We start from the raw sequence: 18,962 nt of genomic DNA, 5'->3' as shown, positions 1-18,962 counted from the left end.
CTCCCCTCCGGAGCGTCGCGAGCGGATCTGTGGAGGGATCCGCCGGCGCGGGTCTAGCCGATCGCGTCGAGCCAGACCTTGCGGGCGTCGAGCGCCTCCTGAGCCTGGGCGATCGCGTCGCGGTCGCCGCGCGCCTTCGCCTCGTCGAGCTCGTCCTGGAGCTTCTGGATCGCGGCGGTCAGCTGCGAGGCGAGACCCTCGGAGCGGGCCTTGCGCTCCGGGTTGCTGCGGTTCCAGTGCTCCTCGTCGAGCTTGCGGACGTGCGCCTCGACCTTGCGGAGGCGGTCCTCGACGGTGCGCACCTGCTCGCGCGGCACGCGGCCGACGGCGTCCCAGCGCTCCTGGATCGAGAGCAGCACCCGCTTGGCCTTCTCGCGGTCCTGCTCCTGCAGGAGCGGCTCCGCCTCCTCGAGGAGGGCGAGCTTGAGGTCGAGGTTCTCGGTGTACTCGACGCTCTCCTGCGCGACGATCTCGGCCTTGGCGCCGTAGATCGCGTCGCCGGCGGCCTTGAAGCGCGCCCAGAGCGCGTCGTCGAACCGCTTGCCTGCGCGGCCTGCGACCCGCCAGCGCTCCAGGAGCGCGCGGTAGTCCGGGATGGCATCGGCGCCCTGCGGCACCAGCGACTCGGCCTGGTCGATGAGCGCCTGCTTGGCCTGCTTGGCCTCGCGGTGCGCGGAGTCGAGGTCGGCGAAGAACGCCTTGCGGTTCTGCTCGATCGTGGTGCGCGCTCCGCGGAACCGGCGCCACAGCTCGTTCGCGTCGTTCTTGGGAAGGCGCGGGCCCTGCTGCTGGTGGTTCTGCCAGCGGGCGAAGAGGTCGTCGATCGCGGCGCTGGCCTGCTTCCACTGCGTCTTCGCCGGGTCGACCGCCGCCAGGGCCTCGGCCTCGGCGACGATGGCCTCGCGGTGGGCGAGGGCCTCGGACAGCGCGGCCTTCGACTCGGCCGCCTGCTGCTCGGTCAGATCCTCGACGGAGCCGCTCAGCGCGTCGACCCGGGTCTGCAGCGACTCGAGGTCGCCGACGGCGTTCGCCTGCGCGATGGCCGCGGACAGCGACTGCACCGTGCGGGCGACGTCTCCGGCGGGTGCGCCCCGCTTGGCGCGCTGCTCGAGCAGGGAGACCTGCCCGGCGAGCTCCGTGTACTTGCGCTCGTAGTAGGCGAGCGCCTCCTCGGGAGTCGCATCGGGGTACTGGCCGACCTCTCGCTCCCCGTCGCCGACGCGGACGTAGACCGTCCCGTCGTCGCCGACCCGTCCCCACGGCTGCTGGTCACTCATCGCTCGGAGCCTCACCTTGCTGTTCGATGTCGTGCTTCTCGGTGCCCGTCGCGTCGTCGGCCGGTGGGGCTCGACGGCCGGAGGGCCGAAGACCGCGCTCGGCCGCGAACGGGCAGTGACGACAAGCCTATTGCACTCCCCGCGCGGGCGGACCGTGACGACGCCGCGGGTGCGGCTACTGGACGGAGACGGAGGTGATGGTCACGGGCTCGGCGGGGGCGCCGTCACCCGATCCGTCGGCCGTGCCCTTCGACACGACGTCGCTGACGAGGGCGTCGAGTCCCGAGGTGACCTGCCCGAGCACGGTGTACCCGCCGGCCGCGTCGGCGGGCAGGGTCGTGTCCTGGTAGACGACGAAGAACTGGCTTCCCTGGCTGTAGCCGTTGCCGCCCTGGCGGGCCATCGCGATGGTCCCGGCCGGGTAGACGCCGTCCTCGGGCGCGTTCTCGACGGGGCCGTAGCTGTAGCCGGGGCCGCCGGTGCCGTCGCCGTTCGGGTCGCCGCATTGGAGGACGTAGAGGCCCTCCGTGGTGAGGCGGTGGCAGGAGACGCCGTCGTAGAAGCCGGACTGCGTCAGCGAGATGAAGGAGGACACCGCCTGCGGGGCAGCGGCGCCGGCGAGCGTGATGCCCAGCGGGTCCTCGCCGATCGTGAGCGTGCCCGTCCAGTCGCGGCCCTCGGCGATGTCGGAGGAGGGGACGTCGCCGGTGTTCGCCCCCGTCGCCTCGGGCGTCGGGGTCGCGGAGGAGGAGGACGTCGGCTCGGCGACCGGGGTGCCGGGGCCGCCGGAGAAGTAGAGGATCTGGGCGACGACCGCGAGCCCGATCACGACGACGGCGGCGATCGCCGCGATCACGTTGTCGCGCACGCGCCGCTTCTGCCTCGAGCGGTGGAGGCTCTGACGGGCCTGGTAGGCCCGGAGCCGGGTGCGCGCCTCGCGGTCGTTCGACTTGCCCTGGGCCACGTGTTCCTCCGACGTCCTCGTCCGCGCGGCTTCGGCGCGGCGGCCCGCGCACGCAGGCCGCGTCGAGCCTACGAGAACCGCCGGAGGCGCGACAAACGCCGCTCCGTCGCGCCGGGCAGTCGGGCCGGGGCTCTGTCGGAGGCCGTCGTTACGCTGGGGGCATGACCATGCAGCAGGCCGGACTCCGCTCCGGGGCGACTCCGCTCGCCGTGCGGATGCGGCCGCGCAGCCTCGAGGAGGTCGCCGGCCAGCGCCACCTCCTGACGCCCGGCTCGCCCCTGGTCGCCCTCGCCGCCGACACGACGGGGGAGCGGGGAGCGGTGTCCGTGATCCTCTGGGGCCCTCCCGGCACGGGCAAGACCACGCTCGCGCAGGCGGTGGCCCACTCCAGCGGCCGCCGCTTCGTCGAGCTCTCCGCCGTCACGGCGGGCGTGAAGGACGTGCGGCAGGTGATGGAGGAGGCACTCTCCACCCGCGACCTCTACGGCACGTCCACCGTGCTCTTCCTCGACGAGATCCACCGCTTCACCAAGGCGCAGCAGGACGCACTGCTGCCCGGGGTCGAGAACGGGTGGGTCATCCTCATCGCGGCCACGACCGAGAACCCCTCGTTCTCGGTGATCGCGCCGCTGCTCTCGCGCTCGCTCCTGCTGACCCTCGAGCCGCTCAGCGACGACGACCTGGGCGTCTTGGTCGACCGCGCCCTGCACGACGAGCGGGGTCTGCGCGACTCGGTGACGCTGGAGGAGGAGGCCCGGGCGAGCATCGTGCGGCTCGCCTCCGGAGACGCCCGGCGGGCGCTGACCGCGCTCGAGGCCGCCGCCACCTCCGCCCGCTCGGAGGCCCGCGAGGCCGACCGGGTCGCCCGCGCCGCCGCCGCGGAGGACCCGGACGAGGAGGACGAGGACGACGAGGGCGCTCCCGTCGAGGCCGCCGCCGAGGAGCCCGCGCTCCCCGTGATCACGACCGAGGTCGTCGCGCGCGCCGTCGACCGCGCCCTGCTGCGCTACGACCGCAACGGCGACGAGCACTACGACGTCATCAGCGCCTTCATCAAGTCCATCCGGGGCTCGGACGTCGACGCGGCGCTGCACTACCTGGCCCGGATGATCGAGGCGGGGGAGGATCCGCGGTTCATCGCCCGCCGCATCATCGTCTCCGCGTCCGAGGACATCGGCATGGCCGACCCGCAGGCGCTCGTCGTCGCGATCGCCGCGGCCGACGCCGTGCAGTTCATCGGCATGCCGGAGGGGCGCATCCCGCTCGCCCAGGCGGTCGTGCACCTGGCGACCGCCCCGAAGTCGAACGCGTCCTACTCCGCCATCGACGCGGCCATCGCGGACGTGCGCGCGGGCCGCGCGGGTCGGGTGCCGGCGCACCTGCGCGACGCGCACTACCCCGGCGCCAAGAAGCTCGGCCACGGGAAGGGCTACCGGTACCCGCACGACGCCGACCTCGGCGTCCTCGAGCAGCAGTACCTCCCGGACCCGCTCCAGGGCGCGCGGTACTACCGGCCCACCGAGCACGGCAACGAGCGCGACGTCTCCGCACGACTGGCGAAGCTCCTGCGCATCATCCGCGGCGACCGGGGCTGACCGCGCCGACCGCGAACTCGCGCGACCCGCACGGGAGGCCGTGGCCTGATAGTCTTGCGAGGTTGCCCACCGCTCTGTAGCCGAGCGGAGCAGCGCATCCCTCTGAATCGCGCAGCCCGCCACTGCGGTCACCCTTCCCCCGCACCCGCGGAGGACACGACCGCGGCGTCCGCCCTCCTCCCGGAGCCGGCGGTCGAGAGCTGCGACCGAACCTCTCAGACCTTGGAAGGACCACTGTGTCGACCACGTCCCGTACCCGCTCGAAGACGCGCCTCTCGCGCGCCCTCGGCATCCCCCTGACCCCGAAGGCCGCCCGCTACCTCGAGAAGCGTCCCTACGCTCCCGGCGAGCACGGCCGCTCGAAGCGCAAGGCCGACTCCGACTACGCGGTCCGCCTGCGTGAGAAGCAGCGTCTGCGCGCCCAGTACGGCATCCGCGAGAAGCAGCTCCGCATCGCCTTCCAGGAGGCGCGCCGCACCCAGGGCCTGACCGGTGAGAACCTGGTCGAGCTCCTCGAGATGCGCCTCGACGCCCTCGTCCTGCGCTCGGGCTTCGCCCGTACCACCGCGCAGGCCCGCCAGTTCGTCACCCACCGCCACATCATGGTGGACGGCAAGACGGTCGACCGCCCCTCCTTCCGCGTGAAGCCGGGCCAGGTCATCCACGTCAAGACCCGCTCCGAGGGCACCGAGCCCTTCCAGGTCGCCGCCGCCGGTGGACACGTCGACGTCCTCCCCAAGACCCCGGGCTACCTCGAGGTCGAGATCGACAAGCTGCAGGCGACGCTCCTGCGCCGCCCGAAGCGCGCCGAGGTCCCCGTGACCTGCGAAGTGCAGCTCGTCGTCGAGTACTACGCGGCCCGCTGAGTCCAGCCCCGCAGAGAAAGGCCCCGGTGTCCGCACCGGGGCCTTTTCCGTTCCCGGGGTCGCGATCCGGAGTGCCCGCCGCGCTCCGAGAGTCCCGCGCTGCGCTCGATCCGGCCGTCGCGCCCGAGCCGAGCGCCCGTCCCCGCGTCCGACCCTCTCGCGGCCCGTCGGTAGGCTGGAGTGCCGCGCTGGGCGGCATCGAACGGAGGTCACCGTGACCGGTGGAGACATCGCAGGGCTCATCGCCGCGGGGGTGTTCGCGATCCTGGTGGCGATCACCGCCGTCCCGCTCTGGAAGCTCGGGCGCGTCTTCGACAGCACGAGCGAGGCCATCAAGCAGGCCAGCGACGGCCTGACGCCGATCCTCGACGAGTCGGCCTCCACCCTCCGCGAGGCCAACCACCAGCTCGCGCGGGTGGACACGATCACCAAGGACGTCGCCGAGGTCACCGGCAACGTCAATGCGCTCGTCGCTCTCACGGCCGCGACCGTCGGCGGTCCGCTCATCAAGCTCGCCGGCTTCACCGCCGGAGTCCGCGCCGTGCTGGTCGCCGGACGGACGGCCGACAAGGCCGGAGCCGCGGTCGGCCGCTCCGCCGCGAAGCGCACGAAGCGCCCGCGCTCGAAGTAGCGCCGCGCCCGCGCCCTAGAATCGAACGGGTCGTCGCGCCGTCGCGCCCGCCCCGCCGCTGTGGAAGGACACCCCGTGAAGAACATCCTCCTGATCGTCATCGGGATCGGCCTCGGATTCGCGGTCGCCCACCAGGTCTCGCGCACCGAGGCGGGCGCCCGGCTCTTCGCCGACATCAACCGCACCGCGAAGGAGCTCGGCGAGGCCGTCTCCGAGGGCTACCACCAGCGCGAGGCCGAACTGAAGGCCGCCATCGGCGAGGGCTGACGCCCCGCCGCCCGACATCCGCGTCGTCACCGACCGAACCGTAACGGAACCCATGCAGACCGCAGACATCCGCAACCGCTGGCTCGACTTCTTCGGGAGCCGCGGCCACACCGTGGTCCCCTCCGCCTCCCTCGTGAGCGAGGACCCGAGCCTCCTCTTCACCGTCGCCGGCATGGTGCCGTTCGTGCCCTACCTCACCGGAGTGGTCCCCGCGCCCTACCCGCGTGCCACCAGCGTGCAGAAGTGCATCCGCACCAACGACATCGAGGAGGTCGGCAAGACGCCTCGTCACGGCACCTTCTTCCAGATGAACGGCAACTTCTCCTTCGGCGACTACTTCAAGGAGGGGGCGATCGGCTACGCCTGGGAGCTGCTCACCGGCGCCGAGAGCGACGGGGGACTGGGCTTCGACGAGAAGGACCTCTGGGTCACCGTCTACAAGGACGACGACGAGGCGATCGCGCTCTGGAAGACGATCGCGGGACTGCCGGACGAGCGCATCCAGCGCCTGGACAAGGACACCAACTACTGGTCGACCGGCCAGCCCGGCCCCGCAGGCCCCTGCTCCGAGATCTTCTTCGACCGCGGCCCCGCCTACGGGATCGACGGCGGCCCGGCGACGGACGACGACCGCTACGTCGAGATCTGGAACCTCGTCTTCATGCAGTACCTCCGCGGCGAGGGCACGAGCAAGGTCGACTTCGACGTCCTCGGCGAGCTGCCGCGCAAGAACATCGACACCGGCATGGGCCTCGAGCGCGTCGCCTTCCTCAAGCAGGGCGTCGAGAACATGTACGAGATCGACCAGGTCCGTCCGGTCCTCGATCGCGCCGCCGAGCTCTCGGGCCGCCGCTACGGAGCCGTCCACGAGGACGACGTCCGCATGCGCGTCATCGCCGACCACGTGCGCTCCTCGCTGATGCTGCTGTCGGACGGCGTGACGCCGTCGAACGAGGGGCGCGGCTACATCCTCCGCCGCCTGATGCGCCGCACGGTGCGCGCCATGCGCCTGCTCGGAGTGGACACCGCGACGTTCCCCGAGCTCTTCGCCGCCTCGCGCGACGCGATGGCGTCGGCCTACCCCGAGGTGTCCACGGAGTTCGAGCGCCTCTCGACCAGCGCCTACGGCGAGGAGGAGGCGTTCCTGCGCACCCTCGCAGCCGGCACCGAGATCCTCGACCTCGCGGTCCTGAAGACGAAGAAGGCCGAGTCGCCGACGCTGCCGGGCGACACCGCGTTCCTCCTGCACGACACCTTCGGGTTCCCGATCGACCTCACCCTCGAGATCGCCGAGGAGTCGGGTCTGACGGTCGACCGCGATGCGTTCGACTCCCTCATGACCGCGCAGCGCACGCGTGCGAAGGCCGACGCGAAGTCGAAGAAGTCGGCGCTGGCTGATCTCTCGGTCTACGCCGACTTCCGCGCCCACGGCGAGACGCTGTTCACCGGCTACGACGTGCTCGACACTGAGACGCGCATCCTCGGCCTCATCGTCGGCGGGCACTCCGTCACGAAGGCGGTCGCGGGCGACATCGCCGAGGTGATCCTCGAGGCGACCAGCCTCTACGCGGAGTCGGGCGGCCAGGAGGCCGACGCCGGCCGCATCGTCGGCTCCGGCTTCGATCTCGAGGTCCTCGACGTGCAGAAGCCCGTCAAGGGGCTCATCAGCCACAAGGTCCAGGTCGCCAGCGGCGAGGTCGGAGTGGGCGACGCCGCCACCTCCGTCGTCGACCGCGACTGGCGCCGGGGCGCCACGCAGGCGCACTCGGGCACGCACCTCATCCACGCCGCGCTGCGCCAGGTGCTCGGCCCGCAGGCGCACCAGTCCGGTTCCTACAACAAGGCGGGCTACCTGCGCCTGGACTTCTCGTGGAACCAGGCCCTCTCGCTCGAGACCCGCAGCGAGATCGAGGAGATCGCCAACACGGCGATCCGTGACAACCTCGAGGTCGTCACGCGCGAGCTCCCGATCGACGAGGCGAAGGCGCTCGGCGCGATGGCCCTCTTCGGCGAGAAGTACGGCGACGTCGTCCGCGTGGTCGACATCGGCGGGCCCTGGTCGCGCGAGCTCTGCGCGGGCACCCACGTCGGGCGCTCGTCCGAGGTCGGCGTGATCAGCCTGGTCAGCGAGTCCTCGGTCGGATCGACCAACCGCCGCGTCGAGTCGCTCGTGGGCCGCGAGGCCTTCCAGGAGCTCGCCGCCGAGCGCGCCCTCGTCAGCACGATCTCGTCCTCGCTGAAGACCCCGCGCGAGCAGCTCCCCGAGCGGATCGGCGAGCTCGTCGCGAGCCTCAAGGCCGCCGAGAAGCGGATCGCCGCGTTCGAGGCCAAGGCCCTCGCCGACCGGGTGCCCGCCCTCGCCGCGACCCGTCGCACGGTGGGCGGCACGACCGTCGTCGCCGAGAGCATCGGCACCGCGGGATCGACCGACGAGCTGCGCTCCCTCGTGACCTCCGTCCGCGAGCGGCTCGGCCAGGAGCCGGCCGTCGTCGCGCTCGCCGCCGACGTCTCGGGCAAGCCCGCGGTGATCGTCGCCACCAACCAGGCCGCCCGCGACCAGGGCCGCCGCGCGGGTGCGCTCGCCAGGCGCGCCGCCGGGATCCTCGGTGGCGGCGGAGGCGGCAAGGACGACCTCGCCCAGGGCGGCGGCTCCGACGTCTCCGCCATCGGCGCGGCGCTCGAGGCCGTGGTGCAGGAAGCGACCAGCTGAATGAGCCGGTTCGGCGTCCGGCTCGGCATCGATGTGGGCCGTGCCCGCATCGGGGTCGCCCGCTGCGACGCCGACGGCCTGCTCGCGGTGCCCGTCGAGACGGTGGCGCGGGCGGGCACTGACGGCGGATCCTCGGACGTCTCCCGGATCGCGCACCTCGCCGCCGAGTACGATGCCCAGGCGATCATCGTCGGACTGCCGTTGTCGCTGTCGGGGGCCGCGACGGCCTCGACGGAGGACGCGCGCGGATTCGCTCGACTGCTCGCCGAGGCGGTGCCCACCGCCGCGGTGCGGCTCGTCGACGAGCGGCTGTCGACGGTCACCGCTCAGAGCGCCCTGCACCGCTCCGGACGCACCACCCGCGGCTCCCGAGCCGTGATCGACCAGGTCGCCGCCGTGGTGATCCTGCAGCACGCCATCGATTCCGAGCGCTCGGCCGGCACCCCGGCCGGAGTCCTGCTCGAACCGAACGAAGGACCTCCTCGTGACCGACGTCCCCCCGAGCCGCCGCGACGCCCGCGCCGCCGAGCAGGCGCAGCCGACTCCGCCCGACCCGACTCCGGAGCAGCAGCCCGCGCCGACTGAGGCGCACGATCCGCTGGGCCGCCTCTTCACCGGGCCCGACGTGCCCGAGCCCCGTGGCCGCGACGACGCGGCCGCGTTCGACCCGGACGCGCGCCCGAAGCGTCGCCGCGCGGCTCGCGCGACGGGCGGCGCGAAGAAGCGCCGCAGCCGCCGCGGGCTCATCGGCGGGCTTCTGGCCTTCGGCGTCTTCGCCGCGCTCGTCGCCATCGCCGTGACGATCTTCCTCGAGCCCGTGCGCGGCCTGTTCGCCGAGCCCGAGCCGACCGACTTCACCGGCACCGGCTCGAGCGAGGTGCTGTTCACGATCCACCAGGGCGACGGCGGCAGCGACATCGCCAACAACCTCGTCTCGGACGGGGTCATCAAGTCGTACGACCCCTTCTACGACCTGCTCCTCGCTCAGAGCCCGGAGCCCGTCTTCCAGCCCGGCGCGTACTCGCTCAAGGCCGAGATGAGCGCCAAGGCCGCACTGTCGGCGCTGCTCGACTCCGAGTCGACGCGCCTCGCGAACACCTTCGTCATCCCCGAGGGGACGGCGCTCAAGGAGGCGCTGCCGCTCATCGCGGACGGTACCGGGGTCGCGCTGACGGATCTCGAGGCGGCCGCCGCCGACTGGGGCTCGTTCGGGCTCCCGGCCGGGGCGACGAGCCTCGAGGGGTTCCTGTTCCCCGCGACGTACGACATCGACCCGTCGACACCGGCGCACGACATCCTGAAGACCCTGGTCGACCGGATGTACCAGTCGCTCGACCAGGCCGGCGTGCCGGTGGACGACCGCTACCGCGTCGTGGTGTTCGCGTCCCTCGTGCAGCGCGAGGCCCGCGTCGCCGAGGACTTCCCGAAGGTCGCGCGCGTGTTCCAGAACCGCCTCGACCAGGGGTGGCGCCTGCAGTCGGACGCGACCGTGGCGTACGGCACCGGCGCGACCGACCGCGTCTCGACCACGGACGCCGAGCGGAACGACGCCGGCAACGTCTACAACACCTACCAGCGCGACGGCCTGCCGCCCGCGCCGATCTCGAACCCGGGCGACGTGGCGATCGACGCGGTCATGCACCCCGCGGACGGCACCTGGATGTACTTCGTCACGGTGAACCTCGAGACGGGCGAGACGGTCTACTCCACCACCGACGCCGAGCACAACGCGGCCGTCGACCAGTGGCAGGCCTGGATGCGGGACCACCCGGAGTACCAGTGACGGCCGCCGGGTACCGCCTCGCGGTCCTCGGCGCGCCGATCGCGCACTCGAAGTCGCCCGCGCTGCACGCGGCCGCGTACCGGGTGCTCGGACTCGACTGGAGCTACCGCGCCGTCGAGACGACGGAGGCGACCCTCTCCGAGGTCGTGTCCGGTGAGCCCTGGCACGGCCTGTCGCTGACCATGCCGCTCAAGCACGCGGTGCGCCCGCTGCTGGCGGAGGAGGACGCGGTCGCCCGGGCCACCGGCGCGGTCAACACCGTGCTGGTCGACCGCTCCGGCCCGGCACCCCGCCTCCGCGGGTTCAACACCGACGTCGCGGGCATCGTGCGCGCCCTCGCCGAGGCGGGCGTCGTCTCGGCGGAGCGCGTCCAGGTGCTCGGCGGGGGAGCGACCGCCGCCTCCGCCCTGGCCGCCGCCGCCGAGCTGGGCGCGGCGCGGGTCGACCTCGTCCTGCGGACGGCGTCGAGGGCCGTCGAGCTCGCTCCGCTCGCGGAGTCGCTCGGCGTCCTGATCTCGGTCCGCTCCTTCGCCGACTGGTCCACCGGAGCGCCGCTGGTGATCTCGACGCTCCCCGGCGGGGCGGCTGACGGCCTCGACGTGCCCGACGCGGCGGTCGCGGGCTCGACCCTGTTCGACGTGGCGTACTCCCCGTGGCCGAGCGCTCTCGCCCGGCGCTGGGAGCAGGGCGGCTCCCCGGTCGTCTCCGGGCTCGGGATGCTGCTCCACCAGGCACTCGTGCAGGTGCGGATCTTCGTCGGCGGCGACCCGGACCTGCCTCTCGATCGTGAGGACGAGGTGCTCGCGGCGATGCGCCGAGCCGTCTCGGCGGGTCCGGCGCACTGACCTCGTGTGCCAGAATCGGAGGATGCTCCGTTGGCTCACGGCCGGGGAATCCCACGGTCCCGAACTCGTCGCCGTCCTCGAAGGACTGCCGGCGGGCGTCCCCGTCTCCCTCGACGACATCCGCGCCGATCTGGCGCGCCGGAAGCTCGGCTACGGCCGCGGAGCCCGGATGAACTTCGAGCAGGACGAGCTGACTATCTCCTCCGGCGTCCGGCACGGAGCGACGATGGGCAGCCCCATCGCCCTGCGCATCGGCAACACGGAGTGGCCGCGCTGGGTCGACGTCATGTCGGCGGAGCCCCGCGACCCCGAGAGCCTGCCCAAGGGCCGCGGCGCCGCGCTCACCCGGCCCCGCCCGGGCCACGCCGACCTCGTCGGGATGCAGAAGTACGGCTTCCCCGAGTCCCGCAACGTGCTCGAGCGCGCCTCCGCCCGCGAGACCGCGGCCCGCGTCGCCCTCGGCGCCGTCGCCCGCCGCTTCCTCGGCGAGCTCGGCGTCTCGCTCGTCAGCCACACCCTCGCCATCGGGCCGGTCCGCGTGCCCGAGGGCTCGCCGCTGCCCGGCCCGGCCGACGTCGCCGCCCTGGACGCGGATCCGCTGCGCTGCCACGACGCCGCGACCAGCGCCCTCATGGTCGCCGAGGTGGACCGCGCCCACGACGACGGCGACACCCTCGGCGGCGTGGTCGAGGTCCTCGCGTACGATCTCCCGCCCGGACTCGGCTCCTACGTGCACTGGGACCGTCGTCTCGACTCCCAGCTCGCGGCGGCCCTGATGGGGATCCAGGCGATCAAGGGCGTCGAGGTCGGCGACGGCTTCCTCACCACCACCCGCCGCGGTTCGGAGGCGCACGACGAGCTCTTCCAGTCCGCCGCCGGCATCTCCCGGTCCAGCGACCGGGCCGGCGGCACCGAGGGCGGGATGAGCACGGGGACCGTGCTGCGGGTCCGCGCCGGCATGAAGCCGATCGCGACCGTGCCGCACGCGCTGCGCACCGTCGACGTCGCCACCGGCGAGGCGGCCGGCGCCCACCACCAGCGCTCCGACGTCTGCGCGGTGCCGGCGTCCGGTGTCGTCGCGGAGGCGATGGTCGCCCTGGTGCTCGCGAACGCCGTGCTCGAGAAGTTCGGCGGCGACAGCGTCACCGAGACCCGCCGCAACCTGCAGGGCTACCTCGCCGCCATCCCCGACGAGCTCCGCACGGCCGCCGCGAGCGACCCGGGTCTCGGGCTCGCCTGATGGCCGCGTCCTCGGCGGCCCGCTGATGGCGGGTCACGATACCGGCGCGGCCCGCGCCCGCCTCGTCCTGATCGGCCCGATGGGCGCCGGCAAGACGACGATCGGCAAGCGGGTCGCGAAGGCGCTGAGCGCCGGGTTCGTCGACTCCGACGCGGAGTTCGTGCGCACCCACGGCCCGATCGCCCCCTACTTCGACGCCCACGGCGAGCCGGCCTTCCGCCGGGAGGAGCGCCGTGTCGTCGAGCGCGCCGTCCGTCGCGACGTGGTGCTGAGCCTCGGCGGGGGAGCGGTGCTCGATCCCGCGACGCGCGCCGACCTCGCGGACGTGCCCGTCGTGCTCCTCACCACCACGGCCGAGGCCGTCCGCGACCGGCTCGGCTCCGGCTCCCGCCCGCTGGTGCGCGGCGGGGTCGGCGACTGGGTCCGAATCTTCGACGAGCGGCGCCCGGTCTACGAGTCCCTCGCGGACACCGTGGTCGACACCTCCCGGCGGCCGATCACCCTGATCGCCGCCGAGATCGCGGAGTGGGTGCGCGCGCAGCGCCCCTCCGCCACCCCTGCACCATCGGACCCGGCGGCCACGAGCCGCCCGAGCGGAAGACAGTCATGAACGACGGCACCACCGCCATCCCCGTCGCCGGAGAGAACGGCTACGACATCCACGTCGGGCGCGGACTCCTCGACGGCCTCGCCGACGCGATCGGCCCCCGGGCCGCGAAGGTGCTCATCGTGCACCCGCCGACCCTCGCGGTCCTCGCCGCCGAGATCCGCGAGAGCCTGCTCGAGCGCTACGAGGTGCTGCTCGCCGAGGTCCCGGACGCCGAGGCCGCGAAGCGCGTGGAGGTGGCTGCCTTCTGCTGGCAGGTGATGGGGCAGTCGGACTTCACCCGCACGGACGCGGTCGTCGGCTTCGGCGGCGGCGCGATCACCGACCTGGCCGGCTTCGTCGCCGCCACCTGGCTCCGCGGGGTCGACCTGGTGCAGGTGCCGACCACCGTGCTCGGGATGGTCGACGCGGCCGTCGGCGGGAAGACCGGCATCAACACGGCCGAGGGCAAGAACCTCGTCGGCGCCTTCCACGCGCCGCGGGCGGTCGTCGCCGACCTCGACGTGCTGACCAGCCTCCCGCGCAACGAGATCCTCGCCGGCTTCGGCGAGATCGTGAAGTACGGGATGATCGCCGAGCCGCGCATCCTCGACATCATCGAGTCCGACATCGACCTGGCCACCGACCCGACGTCGGAGGAGTTCCGCAGCCTGGTCGAGCTGTCGATCGGGATCAAGGCGCGGGTCGTCGGCGAGGACTTCACCGAGAAGGGCCTGCGCGAGATCCTGAACTACGGGCACACCCTCGGGCACGCGGTCGAGCACGCCGAGCGCTACCAGTGGCGCCACGGCGCGGCCGTCTCCGTCGGGATGATGTTCGCGGCGGAGCTCTCGCGCCTGACCGGATCGCTCAGCGACGCGGTGGTGGACCGCCAGCGCCGGGTCCTCGAGTCGCTGACCCTGCCGACGAGCTACCCGCTCGGACGATGGGAGACGCTCCTCGCCGCGATGCAGCGCGACAAGAAGACCCGCGCGGGGATGCTCCGCTTCGTGGTCCTCGACGACATCGCCCGCCCGAGCATCCTGCAGGGGCCGGAGACGTCGCTGCTGTTCGCGGCGTACCAGGAGATCGGATCGTAGGTCCGGCTCGGCTGAGCCCGGTTGGCGCCGTCAGCCTCCGCCCAGGGCGGCCCTCCGCGCCTGGGCGTACTCGGCGTCGGTGATCGTGCCCGCCGCTCGCAGCGCCTCCAGCTCGGCGAGCCGGTCCGCCAGCGAGCGGGCGGAGCCGGGACCCTCGCGCGCGAAGCGGGCCGCGACGTCGGTCCGCAGGGTCAGCGGATCCACTCCGAGCGAGCGCGCCCGGCGCACGTTCACGACGATCAGCACCACGACGAGCACGATCACGACGGCGATGACGATCGGCACCGCGGTGAACACGATCGAGTACCAGGGCGGCACGGCGGTGTCGGCGGGAACGGCGTCCCTGTGCTCCGCCTCGGGGTCGGTCCTCCACCGTCTCGCGCTCCGGCGGACCGGTGGGGCGATTCGCATGCGGCGTCCAGACTCCTCTGCCGACGGGGCCGCGTCGACTACACTCGACGGGTCAGCCGGACCGGCCGATATCGCCGCGCCCGCGTACCGGGCTCGCCGGCGCAGACTTCCACCGAAACGGATCCCCCTTCGCATGGCCTCTACCACCGACATCAAGAACGGCACCGTCCTCAGCATCGACGGCCAGCTCTGGAACGTCATCGACTTCCAGCACGTCAAACCGGGCAAGGGCGGCGCCTTCGTCCGCACCAAGATGAAGAACGTCCTCACGGGCAAGGTCGTCGACAAGACCTTCAACGCGGGCGCCAAGATCGACACGGCCAACGTCGACCGCCGCGACTTCCAGTACCTCTACCGCGACGGCGCGGACTTCGTGTTCATGGACACCAGCGACTACGACCAGATCACCGTCCCCGAGGCGGTCGTCGGCGACGCGGCGAACTTCATGCTCGAGAACCAGAACGTGACCCTCGCCCTGCACGACGGCGACCCGCTCTACATCGACCTCCCCGCCTCGGTCGTCCTCGAGATCACCTACACGGAGCCGGGCCTCCAGGGCGACCGCTCGACCGGCGGCACCAAGCCCGCGACGGTCGAGACCGGCTACCAGATCCAGGTCCCGCTCTTCCTCGAGCAGGGCACGAAGGTCAAGGTCGACACCCGCACGGGCGACTACCTCGGCCGCGTCAGCTGAGCCGGGCCTCCCGTGAGTGCTCGCACGAAGGCGCGCAAGCGCGCCCTCGACATCCTCTACAACGCCGACGTCCGGCAGATCAGCTTCGCCCAGTCGCTGCGCGCCGAGGCCGAGCGGGCGGCGAACGAGCCGGCCCGTGAGGCCTCGTGGCTCTACGCCCGCGAGATCGTCGACGGGGTCATCGACCACGCCGACGAGATCGACGAGCTGATCGCCCGGCTCGCCCAGGGCTGGACACTCTCGCGCATGCCGCTGGTCGACCGCGCGATCCTCCGGATCGGGGTGTGGGAGATCCTGCACAACGACGCGGTGCCCGACGGCGTCGCCATCTCGGAGGCCGTCGAGGCCGCCACGTCGCTGTCGACCGACGACTCGGCGGGCTTCATCAACGGGCTCCTCGCCTCCGTCGCGGAGTCCCGCACGACGGCCTGACCCGCCCCGGAGACCTGCTCGGCCCGCCGGATCCCCGTGATCGGGCGGGCCGAGGTCGTTCCCGGGCTGCCCGTCCGGCGGGCCGCGCGACGGCCCCTATACTCGACACGGCTTTTCCTTTAACAGCCGTCCTGTGAGGCGGGGAAGGAGGTCGGTGTGACGGCACGAATCGTGCTCAACGGCGCTGACATCACGCGAGCGCTCACGCGCATCGCCCACGAGATCCTCGAGTCGAACCGCGGCCCCGAGTCGCTGGTCGTCCTCGGCATCCCGACGCGCGGCGTCGCCCTCGCGAGGCGCATCGCCGAGACGATCGCGCGGATCGAGCCGGACGGTCCCCCCGTCTTCGCCGGCTCCCTCGACGTGACCATGTACCGCGACGACCTCTCCCGGCACCCGGTCCGCACCCCCGCGCGCACCGCCGTCCCCGCGAGCATCGACGGCCGGACAGTGGTCCTCGTCGACGACGTCCTCTTCTCGGGCCGCACCATCCGCGCCGCCCTGGACGCCCTCAGCGACATCGGCCGTCCGCGAGCCGTGCGGCTGGCCGCGCTGGTCGACCGCGGGCACCGCGAGCTCCCGATCCGGGCGGACTTCGTCGGCAAGAACCTGCCGAGCAGCCTGAGCGAGCGGATCAACGTCCGGCTCGTCGAGACGGACGGCGAGGACCTGGTCGCGATCGAGTCGCAGGCCACCGGCGAGGAGACGGCTCCGTGAAGCACCTGCTCTCGACCCGCGACCTCGACCGCGCGAGCGCGATCGCACTCCTCGACATCGCCGAGGACATGGCGGACGTGCAGAACCGCGAGGTCAAGAAGCTGCCGACCCTGCGCGGGAAGACCGTGGTCAACCTCTTCTTCGAGGACTCCACCCGCACGCGGATCTCGTTCGAGGCGGCGGCGAAGCGGCTCTCGGCCGACGTCATCAACTTCAGCGCGAAGGGCTCCAGCGTCTCCAAGGGCGAGAGCCTGAAGGACACCGCGCAGACGCTCGCCGCGATGGGCGCCGACGGCGTGGTCATCCGCCACAGCGCCTCCGGAGCCCCCGCGGTTCTTGCGGCGAGCGGCTGGATCGACGCGTCGATCCTCAACGCCGGTGACGGGACCCACGAGCACCCGACCCAGGCGCTCCTGGACGCGTTCACCATCCGCCGGCGCCTGCACGGCGCCTCCGCGTCCCGCGGCAAGAGCCTCGACGGCGTCGCGGTCACGATCGTGGGCGACGTCCTGCACTCGCGGGTGGCGCGCTCGAACGTCTGGCTGCTGACGGCGCTGGGCGCCGAGGTGACCCTGGTCGCACCGCCGACCCTCGTGCCGGTCGACACGCGCGACTGGCCCGCGACCATCCGCTTCGATCTGGACGAGGCGATCGACACCGGGCTCCCCGACGTCGTGATGCTCCTGCGCATCCAGCTCGAGCGGATGTCGAGCGGGTTCTTCCCCAACGGCCGGGAGTACGCGCGGATCTGGGGCCTCGACGACGAGCGGCTCGCCCGGCTGGGTCCCGATACCATCGTCATGCACCCCGGACCCATGAACAGGGGCGTCGAGATCTCCTCGGCGGCCGCCGATTCGAGCCGCTCCACGGTGCTCGAACAGGTCACGAACGGAGTGTCCGTCCGGATGGCCGCGCTCTACCTGCTGCTGTCCGGCGAACGGGAGGTCCACTGATGAGCACTGCCCAGCCGCATCAGAGCACGGCGCCGGAGCGGATCCTGATCTCGGGGGCGACGCTCGCCGACGAGTCGACCGCCGACCTGCTGATCGACGGGGGCGTGATCGTCGAGATCGGCGCCGACCTCGACTCGCGCGGGGCCCGCGTGATCGACGCCGACGGCCTGCTGGCGCTGCCCGGCCTGGTCGACCTGCACACCCACCTGCGCGAGCCGGGGTTCGAGCAGAGCGAGACGATCCTCACCGGGACGCGAGCTGCGGCTGCCGGAGGCTTCACCGCCGTCTTCGCGATGGCGAACACCTCGCCGGTGCAGGACACCGCGGGCGTGGTCGAGCAGGTGCAGAGCCTGGGCGAGGACGCCGGCTACGCGACGGTCCGCCCGATCGGCGCGGTGACGGTGGGTCTGGCGGGGGAGTCGCTCGCCGAGCTCGGCGCGATGGCCCGCAGCCGCGCGGCCGTGCGGGTCTTCTCGGACGACGGGAAGTGCGTCTCGGACGCGCTGCTGATGCGCCGCGCTCTCGAGTACGTCAAGGCGTTCGACGGAGTCGTCGCCCAGCACGCGCAGGAGCCGCGGCTCACCGTGGGCGCGCAGATGAACGAGGGCGCCGTCTCCAGCGCCCTCGGCCTGCAGGGCTGGCCCGCCGTGGCCGAGGAGGCGATCATCGCCCGCGACGTGCTCCTCGCCGAGCACGTGGGCTCCCGCCTGCACGTCTGCCACGTCTCGACCGCGGGCTCGGTCGACGTCATCCGCTGGGCGAAGGCCCGGGGGATCGACGTGACCGCCGAGGTCACCCCCCACCACCTGCTCCTCACCGAGCATGCCGTCGCCGGCCAGGACGGGCCGAGCTACGACGCCCGCTTCAAGGTGAACCCGCCGCTGCGCCGCGACGAGGACGTGCTCGCCCTCCGCGAGGCCCTCGCCGACGGCACCATCGACATCGTCGCCACCGACCACGCGCCGCACCCGGTCGAGGCGAAGGACTGCGAGTGGGACGCCGCGGCGTTCGGCATGGTCGGCCTCGAGAGCGCGCTGAGCGTGGTGCACGCCGCCGTCGTCGAGGACGGGCGGATGAGCTGGTCCGACGTCGCGCGCGTGCTCTCCTCCGCCCCCGCCCGCATCGGCCGGCTCGACGGCTACGACCGCGGCCTCGCCGTCGGGGCCGCCGCGAACGTCGTGCTCTACGACCCGGAGGCGCGACGCCGCTTCTCCGTCGAGGACCTGCGCGGCCGCAGCGGCAACTCCCCGTACCTCGGTCGCGAGCTGCCGGGCCGCGTCGTCGCCACCCTCCACCGGGGCTTCCCGACCGTGCTGGACGGCGAGCTCGTCGACGCGGCGGTCGTCGCCGCCTCCGCGAAGGCCTCCCGTGGATAGGGCCGCGATCACGATCGTCATCGCCGCGGTCGTCGTCCTCGTCTTCGTCGGCATGCTGCTCTCCTGGCGCGCGCGGCGCCGCCGCTCGGCCGCCCTCGCGCCGGAGCCCGTGCCCGCGTCCTCGCTGGGCGCCGAGGTCGAGCGCGTCGACCTCCCGTACGTGGCCACGACCCGCTTCGAGCAGCCGCTCGAGCGCGTCGTGCTGCCGGGGCTCGGCTTCCGCGGCAACGCGGTGCTGCGCCTCCACGAGCGCGGCGTCGTGATCGCCCCCGTCGGCGAGCGCGAGACGGTGATCCCGGCCTCCCTCCTGCGCGGAGCGGGCCAGGGCAGCTACGTGATCGACCGCGTCGTCGAGGAGGGCGGCCTGCTCGTGATCTCCTGGTCGCCCCGCGGCGACGAGACCGTCGACAGCTACCTCCGCGTGGCCGAGCCCGCCCTCCGGGCGCACCTGGTCGCCGAGCTGGATGCGCAGGAGCATCACGACGTCGGGGAGCCCGGTGTCGATCGCCTCGTCC

The 18,962-nt window shown here is 72.8% G+C and carries 19 protein-coding genes and 1 pseudogene; 17 read left to right on the top strand and 3 right to left on the bottom strand.

The features are described from left to right. Positions 1-53: 53 nt before the first annotated feature. Positions 54-1,277, bottom strand: a complete 1,224-nt coding sequence (locus C5C53_RS09090) for a DUF349 domain-containing protein (RefSeq protein WP_104267371.1) — start codon at positions 1,275-1,277, stop codon at positions 54-56. A gap of 175 nt (positions 1,278-1,452) precedes the next feature. Further along, complete coding sequence (locus C5C53_RS09085) at positions 1,453-2,241, bottom strand: peptidylprolyl isomerase (protein WP_104267370.1); 789 nt, start codon at positions 2,239-2,241, stop codon at positions 1,453-1,455. 161 nt (positions 2,242-2,402) lie between these two features. On the opposite strand from C5C53_RS09085, the gene C5C53_RS09080 reads away from it, so the two are divergent. The 11 genes and pseudogenes from C5C53_RS09080 to aroB all read left to right on the top strand — a co-directional run bounded on the left by C5C53_RS09080 (position 2,403) and on the right by aroB (position 13,864). Continuing rightward, positions 2,403-3,836 carry a replication-associated recombination protein A gene (locus C5C53_RS09080; RefSeq protein WP_104225330.1) on the top strand — a complete coding sequence of 478 codons (1,434 nt, stop codon included), beginning with the start codon at positions 2,403-2,405 and terminating at the stop codon, positions 3,834-3,836. A gap of 236 nt (positions 3,837-4,072) precedes the next feature. Then, on the top strand, positions 4,073-4,702 hold the full coding sequence (gene rpsD, locus C5C53_RS09075; protein WP_068210518.1) for a 30S ribosomal protein S4: 630 nt from the start codon (positions 4,073-4,075) through the stop codon (positions 4,700-4,702). Positions 4,703-4,916: 214 nt separating this feature from the next. Beyond that, on the top strand, positions 4,917-5,333 hold the full coding sequence (locus tag C5C53_RS09070; protein ID WP_104224759.1) for a DUF948 domain-containing protein: 417 nt from the start codon (positions 4,917-4,919) through the stop codon (positions 5,331-5,333). 75 nt (positions 5,334-5,408) lie between these two features. Further along, entirely contained in the window at positions 5,409-5,600 is a 192-nt protein-coding gene (locus C5C53_RS09065) for a hypothetical protein (protein ID WP_104225329.1), read from the top strand. A 52-nt stretch (positions 5,601-5,652) separates the two neighbouring features. Then, positions 5,653-8,310: an alanine--tRNA ligase gene (alaS, locus tag C5C53_RS09060; protein WP_104267369.1), complete on the top strand. Its 2,658-nt coding sequence runs from the start codon at positions 5,653-5,655 to the stop codon at positions 8,308-8,310. Next, positions 8,311-8,787 (top strand): annotated as a pseudogene (gene ruvX / locus C5C53_RS09055) (Holliday junction resolvase RuvX); the annotation flags it as partial. Between the two features lie 7 nt (positions 8,788-8,794). Beyond that, complete coding sequence (gene mltG / locus C5C53_RS09050; RefSeq protein ID WP_104313171.1) at positions 8,795-10,093, top strand: endolytic transglycosylase MltG; 1,299 nt, start codon at positions 8,795-8,797, stop codon at positions 10,091-10,093. Continuing rightward, on the top strand, positions 10,090-10,938 hold the full coding sequence (locus C5C53_RS09045; protein WP_258075402.1) for a shikimate dehydrogenase: 849 nt from the start codon (positions 10,090-10,092) through the stop codon (positions 10,936-10,938). The genes mltG and C5C53_RS09045 overlap by 4 nt, the downstream gene beginning before the upstream one ends. A 22-nt stretch (positions 10,939-10,960) precedes the next feature. After that, positions 10,961-12,178, top strand: coding sequence for a chorismate synthase (gene aroC, locus C5C53_RS09040; protein ID WP_104251091.1), 1,218 nt, complete (start codon positions 10,961-10,963; stop codon positions 12,176-12,178). Between the two features lie 25 nt (positions 12,179-12,203). Next, on the top strand, positions 12,204-12,788 hold the full coding sequence (locus C5C53_RS09035) for a shikimate kinase (RefSeq protein ID WP_104225325.1): 585 nt from the start codon (positions 12,204-12,206) through the stop codon (positions 12,786-12,788). Beyond that, positions 12,785-13,864, top strand: coding sequence for a 3-dehydroquinate synthase (gene aroB, locus C5C53_RS09030; protein ID WP_104225324.1), 1,080 nt, complete (start codon positions 12,785-12,787; stop codon positions 13,862-13,864). Before C5C53_RS09035 ends, aroB begins: the two co-directional genes overlap by 4 nt. Positions 13,865-13,894: 30 nt before the next feature. Here aroB and C5C53_RS09025 read toward each other — a convergent pair whose 3' ends face one another. Continuing rightward, positions 13,895-14,275: an SHOCT domain-containing protein gene (locus C5C53_RS09025; RefSeq protein ID WP_146076633.1), complete on the bottom strand. Its 381-nt coding sequence runs from the start codon at positions 14,273-14,275 to the stop codon at positions 13,895-13,897. A 133-nt stretch (positions 14,276-14,408) separates the two neighbouring features. Here C5C53_RS09025 and efp point away from each other — a divergent pair, with 133 nt between their 5' ends. The 6 genes from efp to C5C53_RS08995 form a co-directional block, all read left to right on the top strand. After that, positions 14,409-14,969 carry an elongation factor P gene (efp, locus tag C5C53_RS09020; protein ID WP_068210208.1) on the top strand — a complete coding sequence of 187 codons (561 nt, stop codon included), beginning with the start codon at positions 14,409-14,411 and terminating at the stop codon, positions 14,967-14,969. Between the two features lie 12 nt (positions 14,970-14,981). After that, positions 14,982-15,401: a transcription antitermination factor NusB gene (nusB, locus tag C5C53_RS09015; RefSeq protein ID WP_104224751.1), complete on the top strand. Its 420-nt coding sequence runs from the start codon at positions 14,982-14,984 to the stop codon at positions 15,399-15,401. A gap of 156 nt (positions 15,402-15,557) precedes the next feature. Beyond that, positions 15,558-16,118 (top strand): bifunctional pyr operon transcriptional regulator/uracil phosphoribosyltransferase PyrR, encoded by a 561-nt coding sequence (gene pyrR, locus C5C53_RS09010; protein ID WP_104224750.1) that lies wholly within the window; start codon positions 15,558-15,560, stop codon positions 16,116-16,118. Next, positions 16,115-17,071: an aspartate carbamoyltransferase catalytic subunit gene (locus C5C53_RS09005; RefSeq protein WP_104224749.1), complete on the top strand. Its 957-nt coding sequence runs from the start codon at positions 16,115-16,117 to the stop codon at positions 17,069-17,071. The genes pyrR and C5C53_RS09005 overlap by 4 nt, the downstream gene beginning before the upstream one ends. After that, a complete protein-coding gene (locus C5C53_RS09000; RefSeq protein WP_104267366.1) occupies positions 17,071-18,447 on the top strand; it encodes a dihydroorotase in 1,377 nt (458 codons plus the stop codon). The genes C5C53_RS09005 and C5C53_RS09000 overlap by 1 nt, the downstream gene beginning before the upstream one ends. Further along, the coding region (locus tag C5C53_RS08995) for a hypothetical protein (RefSeq protein WP_104267365.1) at positions 18,440-18,962 on the top strand (523 nt) is incomplete at its 3' end. The genes C5C53_RS09000 and C5C53_RS08995, both read left to right, overlap by 8 nt.

Source organism: Rathayibacter sp. AY1E3 (assembly GCF_002932235.1).
GTDB lineage: Bacteria > Actinomycetota > Actinomycetes > Actinomycetales > Microbacteriaceae > Rathayibacter.
Note: the sequence above shows the minus strand (reverse complement) of the source record. Positions and strands in the feature narration are given on the sequence as shown.

Coding starts and splice junctions, on each gene's coding strand:
- C5C53_RS09090 (WP_104267371.1), bottom strand. CDS start 1,277: ATGAGTGACCAGCAGCCGTGGGGACGGGTCGGCGACGACGGGACGGTC.
- C5C53_RS09080 (WP_104225330.1), top strand. CDS start 2,403: ATGACCATGCAGCAGGCCGGACTCCGCTCCGGGGCGACTCCGCTCGCC.
- alaS (WP_104267369.1), top strand. CDS start 5,653: ATGCAGACCGCAGACATCCGCAACCGCTGGCTCGACTTCTTCGGGAGC.
- aroC (WP_104251091.1), top strand. CDS start 10,961: ATGCTCCGTTGGCTCACGGCCGGGGAATCCCACGGTCCCGAACTCGTC.
- C5C53_RS09035 (WP_104225325.1), top strand. CDS start 12,204: ATGGCGGGTCACGATACCGGCGCGGCCCGCGCCCGCCTCGTCCTGATC.
- aroB (WP_104225324.1), top strand. CDS start 12,785: ATGAACGACGGCACCACCGCCATCCCCGTCGCCGGAGAGAACGGCTAC.
- C5C53_RS09025 (WP_146076633.1), bottom strand. CDS start 14,275: ATGCGAATCGCCCCACCGGTCCGCCGGAGCGCGAGACGGTGGAGGACC.
- efp (WP_068210208.1), top strand. CDS start 14,409: ATGGCCTCTACCACCGACATCAAGAACGGCACCGTCCTCAGCATCGAC.
- C5C53_RS09000 (WP_104267366.1), top strand. CDS start 17,071: ATGAGCACTGCCCAGCCGCATCAGAGCACGGCGCCGGAGCGGATCCTG.